Source organism: Clostridioides sp. ES-W-0018-02, from assembly GCF_020658175.1.
Lineage (GTDB): Bacteria > Bacillota > Clostridia > Peptostreptococcales > Peptostreptococcaceae > Clostridioides.
Window position 1 is genome coordinate 1,363,330 of record NZ_JACVVY010000001.1, and the last position, 22,872, is coordinate 1,386,201.

Genomic DNA, 22,872 nt, shown 5'->3' on the forward strand with positions numbered 1-22,872 from the left:
ATTTATTCAGATTTGAGTAATTATTTTTTATTGTAATTTCTTTCTCCAAAGATTGATGTTCCAACTCTAACAATGGTAGCCCCTTCCTCTATAGCAATTTCATAATCGTGACTCATTCCCATTGATAAAACATCCATACCTACATTAGATATGTTTAATTCTTTTATTTGTGTTGATAAATCTTTAAGACCTTTGAATACACCTCTTATTTCATCTTCATCTGCTACAAAAGGTGCCATTGTCATTAGACCTTTTATTTTTATATTTTTATATTTTTCTGACACTTCTTTGACAAAATCTATAACTTCTCCTTTGTCAAGTCCATGTTTAGATTCTTCTTTAGATATATTCACTTGTACTAAGCAATCTATTTCTCTATTTATTTGCTCAGCCCGTTTTTGAATTTCCTCGCATAATGCAACTCTATCTAAAGAATGTATCATACAAACTTTATCTATTATGTACTTAACTTTATTTGTTTGCAAAGTTCCTATTAAGTGCCAATTTAGTTTGTCACCTATAATATCATACTTTCTAGCTAATTCTTGAGGTTTATTTTCACCAACAGAAGTAATTCCTTCTTCCATTGCTTCATTAACTAAATCTACATCAACAGTTTTAGTAACTGCTAAAAGAGTGATTTCTTTACTATCTCTATTTACTTTTTTTGCAGCTTCATCAATTTTACTTCTTATTTCAGATAAATTCTCTTTAACAGAACCCATTATTATCACCTACTTTATCCTTATATTTGTGTTTATTTTGTTAGGTCTTAAAATTATTTTGTCATATAGATTAACACTTTTAACTCCATTTATGTCATTTTTATAATAATCCACAAATACAGAAGATTCATTTTCATAAGTTATCCCTTCTAGTATGACAAATTTTACATTTTGTGATTGTTCATCAATTACATATACACCACGTTTATTGTCTTTTGTTTTTATAGAAGTTTTAGGTATTTTTAAACATTCCATCTGATTATATATTATATCAAATTCTTCGACACTTGTATCCTGATTTCCAATAATTTGGTTACTTATTTTTAATTTTACCATTATTTTATTATTATTTTTATATATTTTGTAAACTTTTGCATCTATTTTTTGTTTGTCATATTCAATTACGACATCTTGATTTTTTTCAAATCTTTTATAATCTTCTTTATCAACATATATTGATAAATAACTACTCTGGTCATTAAAGTCTTTTTCTAGAGTACCTTCTGTACTAATTTTTGCATCGACTACTTCAGATTTTAATACTAATGTATCTACATTCTTACTAATAATCATTACTAAAATATTAAATACTAAATATATAAGAATACCAAGTATCACTAATCTGGTATATTTAACCTTTTTCAAAGACTCTCCCCCTATATAATTTCTTTCATTATAAATACTTCTTCTAAAAAAGGTTTATTCCTTTTTTATATGATAATAATTGTTTTTTTTCATATTAAATTTATTTTTTATCAATCTTCCTATACAAGATTGTATTATTTATATATAATTATATTGTAAAGTATAAGTTTAACTTAGATTTTAAACTTGCTTTATATACCTTTATAGTTATTTTTATTTTTAGATACAATATAAAACCAATTAAAATTTAAAATTACTTTTGTTCTGTTGTCATTAATTAGTTAATTATTTACACATTAGGATAACGTTATCATAAGCAAAAGTTTATGTCCTAAAAAAAATACAAGGAGGATTTTCTTATGTCAGAAATTTTATTAGGAACAGGTTTACTTTTATTGGTTCTATGTTGTTTCACAATTTTTAGTTACAAAGCTCCATATGGTATGAAAGCTATGGGAGCTCTTGCAAGTGCTGCTTGTGCTACTTTCTTAGTCGAGGCATTCAATCTTTCTTTACTTGGCGACGTTTTAGGTATGGAATTTTTTAGAAGTGTTGGAGCCGCTAATGGTAGCCTTGGTGGAGTTGCTGCTGCTATACTTGTGCCATTAGCTCTTGGTGTATCTCCAGTTTATGCTGTTTTAATAGGATTATCATGTTTAGATTTTTCTATATTATCTGGATTCGTTGCTGGATACTTTGTTTCTTTCTTAATTAAGTTTATAGAGAAAAAGGTACCACCTGGAGTGGATTTAGTAGTTGTAATCCTTCTATGTGCACCACTATCTCGTCTTATAGCATCAAATGTAGACCCATTAGTTAATAGTACACTACTACAAATCGGACAAGTTTTAATAGAGGCTACTAATATTAGTCCTATAGTAATGGGAATTATATTAGGAGGCTTAATAACAGTAGTTGGTACATCTCCACTTAGTTCAATGGCGCTTACGTCTATAATTGGTCTTACTGGTCTTCCTATGGCAATAGGAGCATTAGGTGCTTTTGGTTCAGCTTTTATGAACTCAACATTATTTGCAAGATTGAAGTTAGGATCTAAAAAAGATATTATATCTGTTGCTATTGAACCATTGACTCAATCAGACATAATTTCGGCAAATCCAATACCTATATATTGTACTAATTTCTTTGGAGGTGCTTTTTCTGGTATCATTGTAGCTTTGATGGGTCTTGTAAATATGACTCCTGGTACAGCTACACCTGTAGCTGGATTTGCTATAATGTTTGCCTATAATCCAGTTAATCAAGTACTCATAACAGCTGGCTTATGTGCCTTATTTAATGTAGCTGCAGGATTTTTAGGCTCGAAAATATTCAGTACTTTTAAAGTTCTTACTGCTGGTGAAATACGTGGTACTGATGTAGAAAAAGAAATTGCTTAAAAATAATAAGATTTATAAATTAATATTTTAAGTTAATATTTTAAATGATAAAGTTTTATATTGTAGGCAATTTTATTAATTGCAAGCGTTTTATTTTTATATTTATTTATGATTATTATGTGTGTTAAATATTTAGATAGTTTTTTATTTTTTTAATTTACTTTTTATTTAGTTTTTTATTTAGTTGATGTATTAAAAATAAATGTTAGTATAATTTATTACTATTAGATATCATAACTTTTAAGGTACATAAAAAGTTCTATTTAATAATTAGATAATATTAAAAAATAAAAGCGATACATGACCTTTTAAAAAGTCTATGTATCGCTTTGTTGTTATCACAATCTCAACAAAAATTTTAAAATTTATTATTTTAATTATAATCTTTCAATATATAGACTCACATAGACAACTTTAATTCTGTCATATAAATCTTTATTTGAATATTATTATATGTAATGTACTTAGTTTTTAAATGAATGTATAGGAGCTGGAATTCTTCCTCCTCTTTGAGTAAACAGTTCAGATGAATTTTTATTTATAGGCATTACTGGTGCTCGTCCTAAAAGACCTCCAAACTCGACCATATCACCTACATCACATCCTGGTGCTGGTATAATTCTAACTGCTGTAGTCTTATTATTAATCATACCTATTGCTGCTTCATCAGCTATCATAGCTCCAAGTGTACCTGCTGTAGTATCTCCTGGCACAGCTATCATATCAAGACCTACAGAACAAATTGCAGTCATAGCTTCAAGTTTATCTATACTTAAAGCACCCTTAATAACAGCATCAATCATACCTGCATCTTCAGATACTGGTATAAACGCTCCACTGAGTCCTCCAACATGTGAACATGCCATAACTCCACCCTTTTTAACTGCATCATTTAAAAGAGCTAGTGCTGCTGTAGTACCATGAGTACCAACAACTTCAAGTCCCATCTCTTCTAATATATTTGCTACTGAATCTCCAATTGCAGGTGTAGGGGCTAATGATAGGTCTATTATTCCAAATGGAACATCTAGTCTACTAGAAGCTTCTTTCGCTACAAGTTGTCCAACTCTTGTAATTTTAAATGCTGTCTTTTTAACAGTTTCTGCAACAACATCAAATGGCTCTCCTTTTACCTTTTCTAAAGCTCTCTTAACAACACCAGGACCACTTACACCAACATTGATAATTCTATCTGCTTCACCAACACCATGGAATGCTCCTGCCATAAATGGATTATCTTCTACTGCATTACAAAATACTACTAGTTTTGCACAACCAAATCCTTTTGCATCTTTTGTCATTTCTGCAGTTTCTTTTATAATTTCTCCCATTTCTTTTACTGCATCCATATTTATACCACATCGTGTAGAACCTACATTTACTGAAGCACATACCTTATTAGTACTTGCCAAAGCTCTTGGAATTGATTTAATTAATATCTTATCACCTTTTGTATATCCCTTTTGAACCAATGCTGAGAATCCACCAATAAAGTCTATTCCTAAATCCTCTGCTGCTTTATCTAATGTCTGTGCGAATTTCACATAATCTTCTTCATCTGTTGCACCTGCAATAATGGATATTGGAGTTACTGATACTCTTTTATTTACAATTGGAATACCAAATTCACATTCTATATCCTTACCAACTTTTACTAAGTCTTTAGCAGAATTCATAATTTTATTATATATTTTTTCTCTCGCTTTATCTCCATCAGGGTCTATACAATCTAGTAATGAAATCCCCATAGTTATAGTTCTTATATCTAACTGTTCTTCATCTATCATCTTGATTGTTTCAAGTATATTTCCTACATTCACTGTTATCACCTCCCCTTACTATTTACTACAGATTATGCATTGAATTAAAGATTTCTTCTCTTTGAATTTTTACATCTACTGATAATTTCTTTCCTCTTTCAATTAAATCTTCAACCGTTTGCTCAAAAGAATTTAATGCTTTTTCTAAATCAACTACCATAATCATTGTAAAATATTCTTGAAGTATTTTTTGTGAAATATCTACTATATTAATATTTTGCTTGTATAGCTCATCACTAATTCCTGCTACTATACCTGGTTTATCCTTTCCAATCACTGTTAAAATTGCTCTCATAATAATATCCTCCCTTATTTTTTTATAAATCTTACATTTTTACAAATTGAACTAGTTGCTAACATATATTTCATTTATTTGTTGGTAAATCACTTTTTATGTATATATTTAATATATTTTAATACCTATATATTCATTTGTCAATTTTTTTTCAATATTCTATTATTTTTATACTATTTAACCAAACTGTATATTATATATCATTTTATTAATAGTTATATATAGTTTTCATAATAATGAAAGGCATTACTTAGTAGCTTTATAATTTACTAAATAATACCTTTTTAAAAATTATTTTTTTATTTGTATGAATTCTATTACATTTTTTCTTACACTTGGATTTACAGCTAATATAGAAACAATCATAGTTGGAGTTAATATACAAAGTAAAAAGAAAATCTCTCTATTTAAATTATATTTTTTAAATATAGATTTAAGATTCTCATTGTCATTTGCTATTTCATCATAATTATTTACTCCTGATTTTTCATTGTTTATTTCTTTATTTCCGTTTACAAAAGCATCTCCATAAGAGAAATATTGATTATTATTGCTAAATACTGATTTCTGTTTTAAATTATAATTGCTATCATCTTCTATCATTAAATTTTTACTATTAAATTTATTTTTATACTCATAATCATTTTCTTTATCAGCATTTATATCAGTATTTTCTTTATTATTTTGATGATTTTTATTATCGACACCACCAGCACTTGGTCCTATGTTATCTTCTGAATCATTTGGTTTTCCTCCATTAGAATCATTGTTTTCATTACTACCATTGTCAGTATTTTCTTTATTTTCATTATTATCTTCTTCTTTATTTTTATTGTTATTACCCTCATTTTCACTACTGTCATCTCTATCTGGGTCATCTCTACCACCACCTCCACGATCACCTCCATCTATAATAACGTCTCGGTCATCTTCTGGTGTCATCTGACCACTGCCTCCACCCATCACAAATCCTGGTTTTAAAAATATATTTGAATATCCGTCTCTTAATCCACCTTCTACATTTACTCTAAAACATCTCAATTTAAAATCTTCAAAATCAAGTATAATTTGGTTACTAATATAATTTAATTCTTTGCTTACCCAATTTATACCATCATCAGAATATTCTACAAATACCTTCTTGGCATTATATGGCATACTGTAATCTAAAATAGCTGAATAACCCTTTTTTGAGTTTATAAAAGATACTTCTAAATCGCTTATAGGTCCTTTATTTGTAACATGAACATATAAAATAGGCGCAACATTATGATTTAGCACTATATTATTTTCATTTAGATATTCTTCTTTAAATTTTCCTTTTATCACGAACTCTGCATTTTTATTTAAATCAGTATAGTAATTTGATAAATCCCAGTCCACATCTAACCTTTTAAACTTTCCACTAGAAGTTTTTAAAGTTACAGTTTGAGGAAATTTTAAATCTTCTATTTTATCTTCTTTTGTTATCATTATTTCCTCTTCAAAGACTCCAATACCTCTGCAATTACACCTTATAATATTATAATCATCATCTTGAGGTATATCTGGCATTATTGTATTTTGCTCTCCTATAATATAGACATTCTTGATCTCTGATACAATTGACCGTCCTTTTTTATTGTTACTTCTTAACCCTAAACTTTGCTGTTTATTATCATCATTGACAATTACTGAAGTATCCTCTATTTCGACTTCTCCCTTAGAATAAATCCCTATAGCATTTTCTCCATCAACTTCAATCGTTTTACAGTCTACTCTAACATTATTTTCCGAATAAATTCCTATAGCGTTTTCTCCACTTGCTTTTATGTTTCCAACCTCACCATAATATGTATCTATAATTAAATCAGCTTCTTCTTCTGCATACAAAGCAGTTCCATTTAAAGCAGTTATATTATCTATCCCTATCCTTAGCTTTCCTCCTCGTTCTACATGAATTACACCGTCTGTTTCACCTTCTCCAATTATATTTAATTCATTCCCATTGATAAAAAAGTTCCCTTTATCTTTTATGAGTATTTTATACTTATTGGTATCTATTGTAATCTTAGTTCCATATGGAATACTAAGTTCAAAATAACCATCTATTACCATATCACAAGAAAGAGTGTAAACTATTTTTTTATTATTATATTCATTTTTCAAAATCCAACTTTTAAAATCATTCAGACAATTATTTTCTTGGGAAAAACTCTTATTTGGAAAAAGTGCAAAAATCATAATTAACGAATTTATAAGAATAAAAGCTTTGTTTGTTTTGCTCATATTTTTCTCCTACTAATTCTCTTATCAAATAAAATTGAGTTATTTTAAACAATTTTACTTATTTTACTATTTAAATTTTATAAATTTATTTATATGCTTTATGATACCAGGATTTACTGCTATTATTGAACATAGCATGCTTAAAACTACAATTCCAATTCCAATGATGATTCCACTATTAAAATTTTGAGTTTTATTCTGTGATTGAGAAGGAGAGTCTAATTTATCATTAAACTTACCTACTTCAGAAGTATCTTCTCGATTTAAGGCATTATCGTCATTAAATGTATTTTGAGGAGATTTATAATTTTCATTATGACTTTCTGTTAATATTTCCTTTAAACTACTTTCAATTTTATTTTTCATGATTAAATCATTACTCTTAAAGTTTTTGTCTTGATTGTTAATGTTTTTGTTTGTTTCATTCTCTGTCTTAATATCTTTTTCATCTGACTTATCATTTTTTTCATCTTGCTGAAGTTTATTGTCTTTTTCTTCATCATTAGATTCTGTATCTTTATTAGAATCTTCAGGTCTTTGCTTATCAATAGCTTCATTCTCATTATTGTCATTTGTATCTCCAATAATCTCAGAATCTTCTCTATCTGGGTCATCTCTACCGCCACCACCACGGTCTCCATCAATATCATCATTTTCCCGTTCATCATCTGGTGTCTCTTGGCTATCACCACCTCCCATTATAAATCCTGGTTTAAAAACTATATTTGAATACCCTTCTTTTAATCCTCCTTCCACTCTTACTCTAAAACAACGCAGCTTAAAATCTTCAAAGAAAAGTATAGCTTGGTCTCTAATATCCTCCTGTTCTTCAGATATCCAATTTATTCCGTCACTTGAATATTCAACAAAAACTTTACTTGCACTATATGGCATGTCATAATACAAAGCAGCTACATATCCATTTCTTGTATTTTGAAATTCCAATTCCAAATTATCTATTGGTTTTTTCTCTATAACAGATATATTCAAAATAGGAACAACATCATCATTTATTATAATTTTTTCTTTATTTAATGTTTCTGTTTTAAACTTTCCTGTTATACTAAAATTTTCTTCTTTTTTTAGCTTTTCATAATAATCAGTAAAATCCCATTCTACATCTATATCTATTTGATTACTACTAGATGTTTCTAATACCATATATTTGGGAAATTTTATATTTTCTATTTTATCATCTTTACTTACTTTTATTTCTTCACTAAATACATTAATTCCCCTATGACAACATTTTACAATATTATATCCAGAATCTTCAGATATGGCTGGTATAAACTCATTATAACTATCAATTATATAAATATTTTTACTTTTTGATACAATTGATTTAACAGTTTTATCTGAACTTCTTAATAATCTAGTTTTGTTGTCATTATCATAAGCTCTTACTGATGTACTTTCCAACTCAATATCACCTTTACAATATACTCCTACAGCATTTTTCCCTCTTACCTCTATATCTTTATATGGCACTCTAATGTCATTTTCAGAATAAATTCCTATAGCATTATTTCCATTTGCCCTTATATTTCCAATACTTTCATAGTATGAACTAAATCTTAAATAACCTCCTTCTTCAATATATAAAGCAGTTCCGTTGGTAGCAATTATATTATCTATACCTATATTTAATCTTCCTCCTTTTTCTACATGTATTACTCCATCTTCTCCACCCTCTCCTACTATATTCAATTCATTTTCTTGAATTATAAAATTCCCTTGGTCTTTTATTAAAATTTTATATTTATTAGTATCTATTGTGAGTTTAGCTTCATCTGGAGTGAAAAACCTATATTCTTCATCTATCACCATATCACAAGAAAGAGTGTAGACCATCTCTCCAGTATTGTTTTTATTTTCTTGATACCATATTTTAAAATCTTCAAGGCAATTATCCTCTTGTCCAAAGACTTTATGTGGAAAACTTATAAAACATAAAAATATTATATTTACAAAAATAAATATCTCATACTTTCTCATACTACACCTCTAGAATTTTTTTAGATTAAAACAGCCTTGTCTAAAAATATACTTTACTCATTATAATTTTTCCACAATTATCAATTATTGTCAATTTATATAAAAACTTTTATTGATTTTTATAAATAAAAAGCTACTTGTTAAAGTAAACAAATATTTTACTTTAACAAGTAGCTATATTTTTATAACAAAATAGTTATGATATTAGAACTTCCTTCATTTACAATTTTTTGTAGAGTCTTTTGCATCTTGACTCTTATTTCCTCTGGCATAGTATACAATTTACTTTGAAGCTGTTCTTTTACTAAATCATGAAGTGACTTCCCAAACATATTTGATTCCCATAAATCTGCTGGTTGCTCTTCAAATACCTCCATAAGATATTTTATCATCTCCTCACCTTGATTTTGATTTCCAACTATAGGAGAAACTTCTGTAGATATATCTGCTTTTATAATGTGAAGTGATGGTGCATTAGCTTTTAACTTAATACCATACTGTTTTCCTTGTTTCATTATTTCTGGTTCTTCCAAGCTAAGTTCTTCTAAAGAAGGGGCTACTACTCCATATCCTTTTATCTTAGCATCTATTAAAGCGCTTTCTATCTTATCATACTCATTTTTAACTTTAGATAGTCTAGTTATCAGGCTAAGTAATTGATAATCCCCTTCAATTTTAAATCCACTTTTTTCTTCAAGGACATTATAGAATAAATCTTGCTTTGTTTGTAAGTCAATGTTTATGACACCTTCCCCTAACTCTACATGGTCAACACCTGTATCATCTAAAAAATCTAACTCAGAGAAACCTTGCATAATTCCTTCTATATCTCTTATTTTACCTATATCTATAATGCTCTGTTTTAATGTTGTTATTATACTACTTTTTATCCAGTGATTTCTCTCAAGACCTTCCACCCATTTAGGTAAGTTTATTCTTATTTCTGTAAGTGGGAAATCATATAGTACAGTTTCCATAACTTCTTCTATATCCTCATCTTCCATTTCAACTATATTCATTGGAAGGACTGGAACTTCATATTTTTCCTCTAATTCATTTCTAAGCAGACTTGTTTCTTCACTTCTAGGACTTAACGTATTTAAAACTACAGCAAATGGTTTTTTAAGATTTTTTAATTCTTGTATAACTCTCTCTTCTGGCTCTACATAGCTTTTTCTATCAATACCAGTAACTGAGCCATCTGTCAAGACAACTATTCCTATTGTAGAATGGTCTTTTATAACTTTTTTAGTCCCTATCTCTGCTGCTTTCTCAAATGTCATAGCTTCTTGTGACCAAGGAGTGGATACTAATCTTTGCTTTCCACCTTCCTCATGACCTAAAGCTCCTTCAACTATGTATCCAACACAATCTACCATTCTCACTTTTAAAGATACTGTGTCTTTTATTTTAATTTCTACACCATCTGCTGGTACAAATTTTGGCTCTACTGTCATTATAGTTTTGCCTGAACCACTTTGAGGTATCTCATCTCTTGTTCTATCTTTTTTGAACTCATTGTCTATATTTGGGATAACCAACTTTTCCATAAACTTTCTTATAAAAGTTGATTTTCCTGTTCTTACAGGTCCCACTACTCCAATATATATATCCCCCTGAGTCCTTTTGGATATATCTTCGTATATGTTATTATTCATATTATTCCTCCTATACATCTAATCTTATTAAATTATATTTAGATTTCGAGGTTAATATTCTTAAAATAGAAAAATAAAGACCAGCAATATTAATTTAGTTTACATATAGAAATTTGCAAATTTCAATGTAAATTAAATTATAATGCTAGCCTAAATAGTAATGTATTATATTAACTAACTTTAGTAGTATTTTCATTTGACTTACTATTCATTTCAATAAGCTCTTTACGTCTTTCTTTAGTCATATTCATCCATATAAATGTAAACACCAATCCAATTATGGCTACTATAGTAAGAACAATGAAGTAGTACTTATATCCAGTTACACCTGGAAATGCATCTAATATCTTTCCTGCTGCTAGAGGACAAAGTACTTCTGGAAGATATCCTAATGTAGCAACTATACCTATAGCAGTTCCTGATATTGATAGTGAATAATTACCTTCTTCAAGTAATGAATAATGTAAACCTTGAATTGCATACATAGATACATATATTGCAACACATCCAATCAATAGTACATAAATCATAGAAGATTTCGTTGGTGTAAAGATTACACCTAAAAGTCCTGCAATCATAAGTATAAATCCATAAGATATAATCTTTGATGAACCAACTTTATCTCCAAGCAATCCAGAAGCAGCTGATGCTACTGGTCTACAGTACTGAGCTAATATTGATATTGCAGATGCAAATACTACAGTAGCTCCAAATGCTTCAGTTGAATACGGCGTAAAATAATAAAATGACATATTAGCTGAATATGAGCAAAACATTATTATTGTTATTATCCATGTATGAGGCATTTTTATTACTGTAAAGAAAGCTTCTTTATCAAATTTGGCTGATACCTCTTTTTCATTATCTTTTAACTTAAAAAATACTAATAATCCAACTATTACATTTATAGCTGAATACAGTACTATAATAGCTGTAAGACCAGATTTATCACTTACTTTTGATGAAATATATCCAAATAATATTAAGACTATAGATAAATGAATTGCATTGGTAATTCCACGACCACTTTCCATAAATCCAAAAGCTTTTCCTTGTTCATTTTCAGATGCTAACATCCTGACAGCTTTTACAAGAGCTGGCCAAAAAGTAAGTATTGTTGTTATTCCCCATAAAGCATGGATTAAAAATACAACAATATATGGAGGATAAAGCGTTAATACAAGACCAGATACCCCTGTAATAATTAAAGAACCTGAAAGTAGTTTTCTGGCTGAAATACGGTCTGCTAAGAAACCACCAAAAAGGTATGATACCATTGCAAGTAGACCATAAATGCTTCCTAAACTCCCCATTTGTGTATTTGTAAGATTAAATGCTTGTGCAAAAGTGTCATAGTAATAATTCTTTAAATATGGTAAAGCATATATAAAGGCTCCTGCTACAAAGAGTATTATCAAGACTTTGAAATTTTTCCAAATGCTTGGTTTATTCACTTCAACTGACATATTTCCTCCTTATGTAAATACTCATAAATTTTTATGACAACTAATTATTGATTTTTTAACATTTCAATATATTATAGATTTATTGATATGTTAAGTTAATTTATCCATAATTTTTAGTGAACTAAAGAGATACGCTTTTAGTTCACTAAAATAATTATATTTTTATTTATAGGAATCTCCAGAATTATTAGATACCTTCTTTTCATAGTTCTTCCATATCATTAAACCTGTTATTATAACAAAAAGACCTCCACCTATCATTTCAATCTCATAGACTATATTATCCTTTAAAGTCTCCATAACTGGTGCTGTTGAGAAAAGTATCCCTACTACAGTCACTACAAGTACCATTCTGGCTATATTGATACAAACTGAATCACTTTTTGCAATTGAGTATGGTCTTTCTTCGTTTGGTCTTGTCTTTCTAAGTCTTATATATGACGTAAAAAGTAATACATATGGAAACAAGGCTGTTAATGCTGTCATAGTTACAAGGACATTATATATATTATCTACTGATGGCAGTAAATTTGTTCCTATAAGAAGTAGACTCACTATTATAGCTTGAATTACTACAGCATTTGATGGTATATTGTGTTTATTTGTAACAGTTAATTGCTTAGGAAATACACCTTCTTTTACATTTCCAAAAAGCATCTTTACTGGACCTGCTATATAAAGTATTAGTGCTCCAAGTACTGATAAAGTTATCCCAAATGCTACTACTCTTATAAACCAGCTTCCTATTCCTAAATCTTGTGCAACTTTAGCTAGCGCATCTAGTATTCCTGTCGATGCTGCAATTTCATCTGGAGGAAGTATCATTGTTATTGCTACTGAACCTAGGATATAGATTCCTCCTATTAAAACAGCTACTGTCAATATAGCTTTAGGGAAGTTTTTCTTAGCATTATCCATTTCGGTTATGAAATTAGCAGTTGTTTCAGCTCCTGATAGTGCAAATATTATAGCAGATATAGAAACTAGTGAATTAGCATCTATCTTTGGTATTATATTTTGGATTGTATATACAGATGCTGATGGAGCTTTTTTGAGAATAACTACAGACATAAATGCCATCACTATAAGTAATATAGCAGGAATTGTAGAACCTAATGCTCCTGTATTTGTAAAGAATTTTCCAAATGCCATTCCACGAGTACTTACTAAGGATAACATCCAGAATATTATGAGTGAAAGCACTAAAATAAACATCTTATTGTTTGATAGAGCTGGATTTCCAAGCATATAAGCAATATTTATAGCTAAGAATGTCAAGAATGAGGAATACCAAAATATCTTTGATGTCCAATTTAACCATGACACCATAAATCCCCACTTCTCTCCATAAGCCTGTTTAACCCATTCTCCAAGTCCACCATCTTTTGGATATGTTGCAGCCAACTCTGCACATATAAGTGATGCTGGAACAAAGAATATAAAAGCAAACAATAACCAAACTGGTATCGAACCAAGACCCAACCCAAAACTAGAGGCAGTAGATTTAGCTATCCATCTAATCCCAAATAATGCTGATATATTCATAAATACTAAATCCCAAAATCCAATCTTCTTTTTCACTGTAATTCCTCCAATTTCAAATTTACTTAAATTCATACATATGTACTAATTTAAATATCAAGTATAAGCTCTTCAACACTTCTTGGATAATTAGTTATAATTGTAGCACTATTTTTACCTACTATTGCTGTATCTGAATGTCTAAATCCTCCAATTCCAGGTATATATATTCCTGGTTCCATAGAAAATACCATTCCTTCTTCTAATATTAATTCATTGTCAAATCTTAAATATGGTTCCTCATGTTCTGATAAACCTAAACCATGACCAATTCTGTGATTTGAATATAACTCTAGACCATGCTTTGCAACAACAGCTCTTGCTGCTTCATCCACCATTCTTGCTGGTATACCAGCTTTTATTGTATCTAATCCAGCTTGTTGAGCTTCTACTGCAATCTTAAATACTTCCTTTTGTCTTTCTGTTGGTTTACCTATAATAAAAGTTCTTTCATTTTCTGCTCTATAGTTTTCATACCAAACCTGTCTACTATGTATTACTATATCTCCTCTTTGAAGTATCCTAGTATTGGAGTCTAAATGTGGTTGTGCTGTTCTATCGATGCCTGAACAAGTCCAGTTTGCAAATCCGATATATGTATCAGGATAATTTTCAGATACATATTTTAGTAAAGCATTATCCCCTGCAACGTCAAATTCCAATTCACTCATCCCAACTCTAGCATTTTCCAAAGAACCTTTTATTCCTATATCGGATAAGTAACCAGCTATCTTTAAAAATTCTATCTCTCTTGCATCTTTTACATATCTCATTTCAAATATTTTACTTCCAACATCTTTAATAGCAAATGATTTCTCAGTTATATATTCTGAAAAGCTTGCAGATACTATATCTTTTTCTATCCCAACAGTTATTCCTTTAGGATATCTATTTAAAATTATATCTAAGTAATGTTTATGTGATATTCCATGTTCTTTCATCTCTGGTATTTCATAATATACATATACATTATCAACTTTTGCAACTTCTTTAGCATGTAGCTCCTCTAATCCAGGTACTATTAATTCTATTTTATCTTGAGTTACTACTGTTACAATTGGTCTAGAGTAAGTTATTGCTTTAAATCCACTAATATAAAATTGGTTGTCTGGTTCAAATATTAGGGCAATTTCAATGTTTTTTTCATTCATATACTTTCTTAATCTTTCTAGTCTCATATTATTTGACATAGTGCACCTCTTTCTCAATATTTAGATAATTTATTCAACACAACAAAGATAAACATATTATTTTAAAATTATTAACATTTTTATTAATTGTTGTATTCATATGTAAATTAAATTTATTTGTGATTATTTTATCATAATCATGATTATTTTGTCAATCATGATTTCATTTTTAAATATTTTTTATGTTATTATGATTTTGAATTATCTAAAATATAACGAATATAGATTATATTTTGGAATATTATTCTTGATTTATGGCAAATTTAATGATAAAATCACGATTATATAAACTATATTGATTATTTGTAGGTGAATAAAATGACAAATAAAGAGTTACAAAAGAAAAGGATATTGATGTATTTCATAGAAGCTGCTCAAAACATTATGGAAAATGAAGGAATAGAAAATATTACACTTCGTAAGGTTGCAGATATGGCTGGCTATAACAGTTCAACCCTATACAACTACTTTAAAAATTTAGACCATCTAATATCATTTGCATCTATAAAATATTTTAAAGATTATAACTTGAATATTTCGAGGTGTATAGAGAATGTAAATGATGAATATAAGAAATATATAATTATGTGGAAATTATTTTGTAAACATTCTTTTGAAAATGCCCAAGCTTTTTATCAGGTATTTTTTAACTTGTCCAGTGATGAGCTTAGTTATATAACAAAACAATATTATGATATGTTTCCAGAAGATTTAGGTATTCATGACAGTGATATATCTTTAATGATTACAGGAAAAAGTATAAAAGAAAGAAATAAAATACTGTTGAACAATCTTGTAGATACTGGATATATACCAGCTAAAGATTTAGGCATAATCAATGATATAATTATTTCTTTTTATCAAAATCTATTATTCTTAAAAAAGAACACAGGAAAAAATTCTAATGATGATGAATTAACTATGAAAATGATTTCTTCTATTGAATACATAATAAAACATGCTAAGTAATATTAAAATAGCCCTCTTTATATAAAGAGGGCTAAAACACGTCTATTATTTTTTTATTTTATTATGCAATAAATTTATATATCATCACCTAAAACTACTTCTTCCATTTCGTGCTTTTTGCTTCTCATCATTAGCTCTATTCCAACTTCTTTAGGATTTGCACCTTTAGTTATCACAGAATATATAGCATTAGTTATTGGCATATCTATATTCAGCTTTTCAGCAACATCATGTGCTACTTCAGTAGCCGTTATTCCTTCTACAACCATCTTTACTTCTTTTAATGTATCTTCTAAGCTCATACCTTGTCCTATAAGTATACCCGCTCTTCTATTTCTACTATGCATGCTTGTACAAGTAACTATTAAATCTCCAATGCCTGAAAGGCCTGCAAATGTAGACATGTTAGCTCCCATAGCAGTACCAAGTCTACTCATTTCACTAATTCCTCTTGTCATAAGAGCTGCTTTTGCATTGTCACCATACCCTAAACCATCACATATACCAGCACCGAAAGCTATAATATTTTTTAATGCTCCTCCAAGTTCAACTCCAACTATATCTGGATTTGTATAAACTCTAAGTTTAGGGCTCATAAATAAATCCTGTATACTCTGTGCTATTTTTAATTCTTTAGAGGCTACTACTACTGTAGTAGGTATATTTCTTGCTACTTCTTCAGCATGAGATGGGCCAGATAGTATTACATATGGATTTTGTGGCAATTCTTCTTCACATACCTGAGACAATCTAAGTCCAGTGCCTTTTTCAAGACCTTTTGCTACATTAACGATAATCTGTCCAGCTTTTACAAAGGGTTTTATTTTTTCACAAGTACTTCTTACTGCTTGAGATGGAACTGCTAAAACTATTACTTTGCAATTTTCTATAGTTTTTTCTATATCAGTACTTATAGTTATATTATGTGGAAATAATACTCCTGGTAAATAGTCTGTATTTTCTTTAGTCCTGTTTATTTTTTTGGCTTGTTCTTCTTTTCGAGTCCACATGCTAACATCATTACCTTTATTTGCAAGGCCTAAAGCTAATGCACTTCCCCAACTTCCAGTACCTAATACACATACTTTCTCCATGTTTAACACCACCTGAGTATAATATATTTACTATTCTTTCTTTTGACCAATTTTTCTTTCTGTCCCATTTAATAATCGCTTTATATTTGCTCTGTGATTATATATTACTGATATGGTTAAAAACAAAGCTACAACTAACCCTGCTTTATTTTTTGCTATAATCATAAATATTGGTGAACAACCTATACCAACAACAGAACCTAATGAGACATATTTTGTTATAATTACCACCAATATAAACACTGCCAAACACATTAATGTTATTGCTGGATTTACAGCAAGCATTGCACCTAGTGAAGTTGCAACACCTTTACCCCCTCTAAATCCTAAAACTGCTGGCCAATTATGACCTGCTACAACACATATAACTGCTAGATATCCAGCTAAAAGAGTATCTATACCAACCAACTTTGCTGCAATTTCCGATATCAAAACAGCAATTACACCTTTAAAAACATCACCTAAAAAAGTCATTGCTCCTGCTCTTTTCCCAAGTGTTCTAAGTACATTTGTCGAGCCTGCATTACCCGAACCTTGAGTCCTTATATCAACCCCAGCAATTCGCTTTGCAACTATATACGAAGTTGATATATTGCCTAATAAGTATGCAATTACAGCAATAATTATATAACTAAATATTTCCACTGAACTTACCCCCTTTAGTTATATTTTAGATATTTACTTTTTATTTTTTTGTCTATACTCAAACTTTATAGAAGTTCCTTCAAATCCAAAGTTTTCTCTTATCTTATTTTCAAGGTATCTTTGATATGAGAAGTGAGTTAAGTTCTTGTCATTTATAAATAAAGTAATTTTAGGAGGTCTAATGTCTGTTTGAGTTCCATAGTAAATTTTTAATCTTCTACCTTTGTCAGATGGTGGCTGATTTAACATTACAGCTTCTCCAATTACTTCATTTAATGCTGAAGTTGATATTCTCTTAGAATGCTCATTTGATACATATTCAACTGTGTCTAATATTTTATTCATTCTTTGATTAGTCTTTGCAGAAACAAATACTATTGGAGCATACATCATAAATGGGAATTTTTCTTTTATATCTTTTGTGTAATTACTCATTGTCTTATTATCTTTTTCTATTAAGTCCCATTTATTGACTACAAATATACATCCCTTGCCTTCATCATGTGCTATACCTGCAACTTTTGTATCCTGTTCTGTGACGCCTTCCAAAGCGTCTATAACTATTAACACAACATCTGCTCTATCTACAGCACTCATAGCTCTTATTACGCTGTATTTTTCTATCGTCTCATATATTTTGCTCTTTCTTCTAAGCCCTGCTGTATCTATAAGAAGAAACTTCTGTCCATTTTTTTCAAAATAAGTATCTATTGCATCCCTAGTAGTTCCTGCAATTGGACTTACAATTACTCTTTCTTCTCCTAATATCTTATTAAGTATAGAACTCTTTCCTGCATTTGGCTTACCTGTTATAGCTACTCTTATTATATCTTCTTCATACTCTGTATCTAATCCTGCTGGAAAATTTTGAACTATCTCATCTAATAAGTCTCCAAATCCCATACTATTGGCTCCTGACACTCCAAAAGGAGTTCCAAAACCTAATTCATAAAAATCGTATATATTGTCAAACTGACTTTGACTATCAATTTTATTAACCACTAAAATTACTGGTTTTTTTGTTTTTCTAAGTATCTGAGCAATTTCTTTATCAGCAGCTGTTATTCCAGCCTTGCCATCAACTATAAAAAGTATTACATGTGACATATCCATTGCAAGCATAGCTTGATTTCTCATTTGAGATAATATTATATCTTCGCTATCAGGCTCAATACCTCCTGTATCTACTAATGTAAAATATTTATCTAACCATTCTACTTCTGCAAATATCCTATCTCTTGTAACTCCTGGTGTATCTTCAACTATTGATATCCTTTTTCCTGCAAATTTATTAAATATTGTAGACTTACCAACATTTGGTCTCCCAACTACAGCTACAACTGGCCTACTTATACTCATGTTGTTTCTCCTTCCATCTTTTGTTTTCTATTTTAAAATTTTATCCACAAAATCTTTTCCTTCATTTAAACATGGGATAATTTTTATTTTCATAAGTTCTTCTAACTGATTTAGTTCAATATTATCTAAGAAAATTTCTTCATCTGCTTTTAACATACTTCTTGTTATATAAAGAGCTTCTCCCAATTCCTTATGCTCAAGTTGCTCTTTTAAATCTTTAGCTGTTAAAAGGCCTGATACTGTTATTGTTTCTCCAAAAAACTTGTTTTTTATTTCATAAACATCTATTTGAAGATTTTTAAACTTGTCCATCATAGCATCTGCCATACTTTGTATAAATTCGTATGCAGAATGTCCAGTAGCTATTGATACCTTTTTATCTCTTTTGAGAATATTCTCAGACAATGTGTTTAGATACTCTTCAATATCTGTTTTTAACTTACGTATCATACCTACACCATCTTCAAACTGTAAAAATCCTTCATACTCTTCATATCCAGGCAATTCTCTACTAGATAATATATAAAATTCATCTGATAAAAATGCAAATCGAGTTCCTATTTTCTCAAGATATATCTGTTGTATTTCATGTATTTGCTCTATAGTTTTATTTGCACCCTTATTATCAAATATATTTAATTCTACTAAATTTTCTCTATGCTTTGTAATTCCAACTGGAACTATAGCAACACTATTTACATATGGATAAAGTTGAGCTAATTCTTTTATTGTTCTATCCAATTCCTTTCCATCATTTATACCTGGACATAAAACAATTTGACAGTTCATCTCTATATGAGCATCTGCCAATCTCTTCATTATACCATATAATTTTCCTGCAAATTTATTGCTTATCATTTTTTTTCTTAATTCTGGATTAGTTGTGTGCACAGATATATTTATAGGACTTATTCTGTATTTAATTATATTATTTATATCTTCTTCGCTCATATTTGTAAGTGTAACAAAATTTCCTTGTAAAAAAGATAATCTTGAGTCATCATCTTTAAAATAAAGTGTTTCTCTCATTCCTTCTGGCAATTGGTCTATAAAACAAAACATACATTTATTTCTACAACTTTTAGCTTGGTCAATTATTGGATTTGTAAATTCAACACCCAAATCTTCATCATAGTCTTTTTCTATCTCATATATGTAGACTTCGCCATCTTTTTTTTGTATCTCTACCTCTAAATACTCATCACTTAGTAAGAATCTATACTCTATTATATCATGTATTGGCTGTTCATTTACAGATATAAGTAAATCTCCTACTTCTATACCTATTTCTTCTGCAATACTATCTTTGTAAACTTTACTTATAATATTATTTATTTTTTTTACATTTACTTCCATTTTTTTCACCACTCTTTTATATTCATCAATATTTATTATAATATATTTTCATATACAGTTTATTACTTTATTATATTTTACAATAGCATTTTTAAACATTTCATGTCATAATAACACATTTTAATTCTAATAGTCAATATAAGTAAATAGCTATAAAAAGATTAAAACAAATAATATTCAAATTTAAATATTTTATAAATTTGAACATTATTTGCCCTTAAAAGTATCTTATCGTTTTAATGCTTTACTATTATTAATGTTCCATTAGTCATATCGTGAACCATTCCACCTACACACTTTGACATGAGCATCGCCTTATTTTGCAAGTCTTTTTCATCATTTGCATAAAATATTGGACAACCTCCACCATTTCTCATATTTTTATCTAGTGTAACTATTGCTAGGGTATATTCATTTAGACCTATATCCATTCCCATTTTATGCACTTCCTTTCTTTCCTATTTTATAGTTTTTCAGTGATAAGTTTTTACCTTTAGAACTTGAAAGTATTGGACATGATTTTACAGCTTCCATTACCTTTTCAACATTCCTATCTATTGGTAAATAAGCAATCATTATACTTTCATCATCTTTATTTCGTCTAGGTAATGGTACAAATGCAGGTTCTTCATAATCTCCATATAAACCTAATCTTGAATATATATTGTATACTATAGCTTGTCTTTGACCCGAATCAAATAATATTCCTGCATTAGCATAATCTCTATTTTTAGGAATTATTTGTATTCCTACACCTCTATTAATATATACTTCTCTATCACTTTTTAGACCTATATTTGTTATTCCTTTTAAATCTCCCACCTTCAATATAGATTCATTTACGAAGCTAATATCAGCAGGCATTACATCAGCTATATCTCCAATACTTTTTCTAGTAAGAAGTTTTTTAAGTATGAAAGCTAATAATAAACCACAAATTGAACTTATTATCAAACTCATACCTTCACTTATTTTAGTTTCTTCAATAATTACATAATATAATCCTATTGTTAAAAAAGATGTAACTATGCACATATAATTTCTTACTTCATAAGTTCTAGCTATCTCTTCTATAAATGCAGCTCCTCTTTTTACAAGTTGAACTTCTTCTAAGTTTTGTAATGTATTCCTTCTATTTGCTCTTACTTGTCTAAACTGTTCTGCTGCCAAAGATAAAAATGTTATCGATGTATAAGAACGATTTATAAGAGCTGGAACTAGTAATGCTCCTAATGCCGAAGCAACAAAGGCTAATATGAGCTGAGATAGTAAAACATTTGGTTGTGTAGGGTACTGTTTTTGGTCTAAATTCAACATTATAACTCTTGATGTTATACCAATAATAACTGCAACAAAAAATACTCTATCCATTAAATCACTCCTAAAATATCTAATATAAAATGTTCACTTATAAATCTACAAAGTCTTTCTAGAAAAATCACTCTGTTTTCCTTTTGATGTCTCTATGATAGGAGTACTTTTTACTACATCTATCATTACATCTATATCCTTGATTATTGGTATATATGGTATAACCACAGTGCTTTTTTCTAAGTTAGTTTTAGATATAGCTACAATATCAACCTCATCTACATCTTTATCTATACCCATATGAATAAATAGATTATGTATTATAGCTTGTCTTTGTCCTATATCATTTACTATCCCAAATGCACCCAAATCTCTTGGTATAATTTCTATAGCTAAACATTCATTTTTATATTTTTCTCTTGTATTCTCTAAACCTATATTAGTTATTATTACACCATTTACTTTTAAAATAGGCCCTTCAAAACTTACTTCAGCAGGAACTATATCTGCTATATCTGCTATACTATTTCGTCTTAGAAACCTTCTAAAAATTAAACCAACCAAAGCTCCTGCTATAACAGCTAGTATTGTACAATAAATAAAGCTAAGGTCATATCGTTTTGAAACAGTAATATAAACTATAGAAGATACTAATGCAGAAAAAAGACTGATATAACTTCTAGATTCATACGTAGATGATATTTCTTCTACATAAGCATCTCCCTTTGGTACTAATTCTTCATTGTCGATATTTTTTAATGTTATTCTTTCCTGCTCTGCAAGGCCTTGAAATTGTTGTATCGCTACTGCAAAAAATGTTAATGCTGCAAACTCCTTATCTATAAGTGCAGGTAATGCTATTGCACCCAATGAAGCTGAAAGCCCTGATATTATTATTTGCTCTAAATAATCTTGTGGTCTCGATGGGTATTGCTTGTCTGTAACTCTTAAAACTAATCCTCTACATAATATTCCTATAATTACTGCTACTATAAAAGAGTGTCTAAATAAATTGGCACCTAATAAGCTTTCTTCCATTTTCTCAGCTCCTTCTCTTATATAGTTTGTGCAAAAAACAAAAAAAATTTCCTT

The 22,872-nt window shown here is 29.1% G+C and carries 19 protein-coding genes; 2 read left to right on the forward strand and 17 right to left on the reverse strand.

The genetic code is table 11. From position 1 onward, the window contains the following. Window positions 1-20 precede the first annotated feature (20 nt). A complete protein-coding gene (locus IC219_RS06020) occupies window positions 21-725 on the reverse strand; it encodes a YggS family pyridoxal phosphate-dependent enzyme (protein ID WP_227432444.1) in 705 nt (234 codons plus the stop codon). A 9-nt stretch (window positions 726-734) separates the two neighbouring features. After that, a complete protein-coding gene (locus IC219_RS06025) occupies window positions 735-1,370 on the reverse strand; it encodes an HlyD family efflux transporter periplasmic adaptor subunit (RefSeq protein WP_227830785.1) in 636 nt (211 codons plus the stop codon). Between the two features lie 359 nt (window positions 1,371-1,729). Here IC219_RS06025 and IC219_RS06030 point away from each other — a divergent pair, with 359 nt between their 5' ends. Beyond that, on the forward strand, window positions 1,730-2,770 hold the full coding sequence (locus IC219_RS06030; RefSeq protein ID WP_227432442.1) for a PTS sugar transporter subunit IIC: 1,041 nt from the start codon (window positions 1,730-1,732) through the stop codon (window positions 2,768-2,770). Between the two features lie 464 nt (window positions 2,771-3,234). Here IC219_RS06030 and IC219_RS06035 read toward each other — a convergent pair whose 3' ends face one another. The 8 genes from IC219_RS06035 to IC219_RS06070 all read right to left on the reverse strand — a co-directional run bounded on the left by IC219_RS06035 (window position 3,235) and on the right by IC219_RS06070 (window position 15,046). Then, complete coding sequence (locus IC219_RS06035) at window positions 3,235-4,590, reverse strand: PFL family protein (RefSeq protein ID WP_227830786.1); 1,356 nt, start codon at window positions 4,588-4,590, stop codon at window positions 3,235-3,237. 25 nt (window positions 4,591-4,615) lie between these two features. After that, window positions 4,616-4,885, reverse strand: coding sequence for an ACT domain-containing protein (locus IC219_RS06040; protein ID WP_227432440.1), 270 nt, complete (start codon window positions 4,883-4,885; stop codon window positions 4,616-4,618). 291 nt (window positions 4,886-5,176) lie between these two features. Beyond that, complete coding sequence (locus IC219_RS06045) at window positions 5,177-7,153, reverse strand: Ig-like domain-containing protein (RefSeq protein ID WP_227830787.1); 1,977 nt, start codon at window positions 7,151-7,153, stop codon at window positions 5,177-5,179. A gap of 66 nt (window positions 7,154-7,219) precedes the next feature. Beyond that, a complete protein-coding gene (locus IC219_RS06050; protein WP_227830788.1) occupies window positions 7,220-9,151 on the reverse strand; it encodes a hypothetical protein in 1,932 nt (643 codons plus the stop codon). 182 nt (window positions 9,152-9,333) lie between these two features. After that, window positions 9,334-10,809 (reverse strand): stage IV sporulation protein A, encoded by a 1,476-nt coding sequence (gene spoIVA / locus IC219_RS06055; protein WP_227432437.1) that lies wholly within the window; start codon window positions 10,807-10,809, stop codon window positions 9,334-9,336. Window positions 10,810-10,979: 170 nt separating this feature from the next. Beyond that, window positions 10,980-12,275, reverse strand: a complete 1,296-nt coding sequence (locus IC219_RS06060) for an MFS transporter (protein ID WP_227432436.1) — start codon at window positions 12,273-12,275, stop codon at window positions 10,980-10,982. Window positions 12,276-12,437: 162 nt separating this feature from the next. Next, window positions 12,438-13,892, reverse strand: coding sequence for an amino acid permease (locus tag IC219_RS06065; RefSeq protein WP_255612845.1), 1,455 nt, complete (start codon window positions 13,890-13,892; stop codon window positions 12,438-12,440). Window positions 13,893-13,906: 14 nt separating this feature from the next. Further along, window positions 13,907-15,046 carry a M24 family metallopeptidase gene (locus tag IC219_RS06070; RefSeq protein ID WP_227482893.1) on the reverse strand — a complete coding sequence of 380 codons (1,140 nt, stop codon included), beginning with the start codon at window positions 15,044-15,046 and terminating at the stop codon, window positions 13,907-13,909. A gap of 318 nt (window positions 15,047-15,364) precedes the next feature. Here IC219_RS06070 and IC219_RS06075 point away from each other — a divergent pair, with 318 nt between their 5' ends. Next, window positions 15,365-16,015 (forward strand): TetR/AcrR family transcriptional regulator, encoded by a 651-nt coding sequence (locus IC219_RS06075; RefSeq protein ID WP_227432433.1) that lies wholly within the window; start codon window positions 15,365-15,367, stop codon window positions 16,013-16,015. A gap of 74 nt (window positions 16,016-16,089) precedes the next feature. Here the strand turns inward: IC219_RS06075 and IC219_RS06080 are convergent, their stop codons facing one another. The 7 genes from IC219_RS06080 to IC219_RS06110 form a co-directional block, all read right to left on the reverse strand. Then, entirely contained in the window at window positions 16,090-17,109 is a 1,020-nt protein-coding gene (locus tag IC219_RS06080) for an NAD(P)H-dependent glycerol-3-phosphate dehydrogenase (RefSeq protein WP_227432432.1), read from the reverse strand. Window positions 17,110-17,139: 30 nt separating this feature from the next. Continuing rightward, window positions 17,140-17,754, reverse strand: a complete 615-nt coding sequence (gene plsY / locus IC219_RS06085; RefSeq protein WP_227432431.1) for a glycerol-3-phosphate 1-O-acyltransferase PlsY — start codon at window positions 17,752-17,754, stop codon at window positions 17,140-17,142. A 33-nt stretch (window positions 17,755-17,787) separates the two neighbouring features. Beyond that, entirely contained in the window at window positions 17,788-19,113 is a 1,326-nt protein-coding gene (gene der, locus IC219_RS06090; RefSeq protein WP_255612844.1) for a ribosome biogenesis GTPase Der, read from the reverse strand. Window positions 19,114-19,140: 27 nt separating this feature from the next. Beyond that, window positions 19,141-20,469: a DUF512 domain-containing protein gene (locus IC219_RS06095; RefSeq protein ID WP_227830789.1), complete on the reverse strand. Its 1,329-nt coding sequence runs from the start codon at window positions 20,467-20,469 to the stop codon at window positions 19,141-19,143. 236 nt (window positions 20,470-20,705) lie between these two features. Beyond that, entirely contained in the window at window positions 20,706-20,906 is a 201-nt protein-coding gene (locus tag IC219_RS06100) for a capping complex subunit for YIEGIA (protein ID WP_227432429.1), read from the reverse strand. Window position 20,907: 1 nt separating this feature from the next. Beyond that, the gene (locus IC219_RS06105) at window positions 20,908-21,840 is read right to left on the reverse strand and encodes a YIEGIA family protein (protein WP_227432428.1); all 933 of its coding nucleotides are present in this window, start codon (window positions 21,838-21,840) and stop codon (window positions 20,908-20,910) included. Between the two features lie 45 nt (window positions 21,841-21,885). Continuing rightward, window positions 21,886-22,818 carry a YIEGIA family protein gene (locus IC219_RS06110; RefSeq protein WP_227830790.1) on the reverse strand — a complete coding sequence of 311 codons (933 nt, stop codon included), beginning with the start codon at window positions 22,816-22,818 and terminating at the stop codon, window positions 21,886-21,888. Window positions 22,819-22,872: the final 54 nt, after the last annotated feature.

What these genes read in the sequence shown, in the direction of transcription:
- IC219_RS06020 (WP_227432444.1), bottom strand. Translation starts at nt 725, where the DNA reads ATGGGTTCTGTTAAAGAGAATTTATCTGAAATAAGAAGTAAAATTGAT.
- IC219_RS06105 (WP_227432428.1), bottom strand. Translation starts at nt 21,840, where the DNA reads ATGGATAGAGTATTTTTTGTTGCAGTTATTATTGGTATAACATCAAGA.
- IC219_RS06045 (WP_227830787.1), bottom strand. Translation starts at nt 7,153, where the DNA reads ATGAGCAAAACAAACAAAGCTTTTATTCTTATAAATTCGTTAATTATG.
- der (WP_255612844.1), bottom strand. Translation starts at nt 19,113, where the DNA reads ATGAGTATAAGTAGGCCAGTTGTAGCTGTAGTTGGGAGACCAAATGTT.
- IC219_RS06065 (WP_255612845.1), bottom strand. Translation starts at nt 13,892, where the DNA reads ATGAATTTAAGTAAATTTGAAATTGGAGGAATTACAGTGAAAAAGAAG.
- IC219_RS06095 (WP_227830789.1), bottom strand. Translation starts at nt 20,469, where the DNA reads ATGGAAGTAAATGTAAAAAAAATAAATAATATTATAAGTAAAGTTTAC.
- IC219_RS06070 (WP_227482893.1), bottom strand. Translation starts at nt 15,046, where the DNA reads ATGTCAAATAATATGAGACTAGAAAGATTAAGAAAGTATATGAATGAA.
- IC219_RS06060 (WP_227432436.1), bottom strand. Translation starts at nt 12,275, where the DNA reads ATGTCAGTTGAAGTGAATAAACCAAGCATTTGGAAAAATTTCAAAGTC.
- IC219_RS06050 (WP_227830788.1), bottom strand. Translation starts at nt 9,151, where the DNA reads ATGAGAAAGTATGAGATATTTATTTTTGTAAATATAATATTTTTATGT.
- spoIVA (WP_227432437.1), bottom strand. Translation starts at nt 10,809, where the DNA reads ATGAATAATAACATATACGAAGATATATCCAAAAGGACTCAGGGGGAT.
- IC219_RS06030 (WP_227432442.1), top strand. Translation starts at nt 1,730, where the DNA reads ATGTCAGAAATTTTATTAGGAACAGGTTTACTTTTATTGGTTCTATGT.
- IC219_RS06080 (WP_227432432.1), bottom strand. Translation starts at nt 17,109, where the DNA reads ATGGAGAAAGTATGTGTATTAGGTACTGGAAGTTGGGGAAGTGCATTA.
- IC219_RS06040 (WP_227432440.1), bottom strand. Translation starts at nt 4,885, where the DNA reads ATGAGAGCAATTTTAACAGTGATTGGAAAGGATAAACCAGGTATAGTA.
- IC219_RS06075 (WP_227432433.1), top strand. Translation starts at nt 15,365, where the DNA reads ATGACAAATAAAGAGTTACAAAAGAAAAGGATATTGATGTATTTCATA.
- IC219_RS06110 (WP_227830790.1), bottom strand. Translation starts at nt 22,818, where the DNA reads ATGGAAGAAAGCTTATTAGGTGCCAATTTATTTAGACACTCTTTTATA.
- IC219_RS06100 (WP_227432429.1), bottom strand. Translation starts at nt 20,906, where the DNA reads ATGGGAATGGATATAGGTCTAAATGAATATACCCTAGCAATAGTTACA.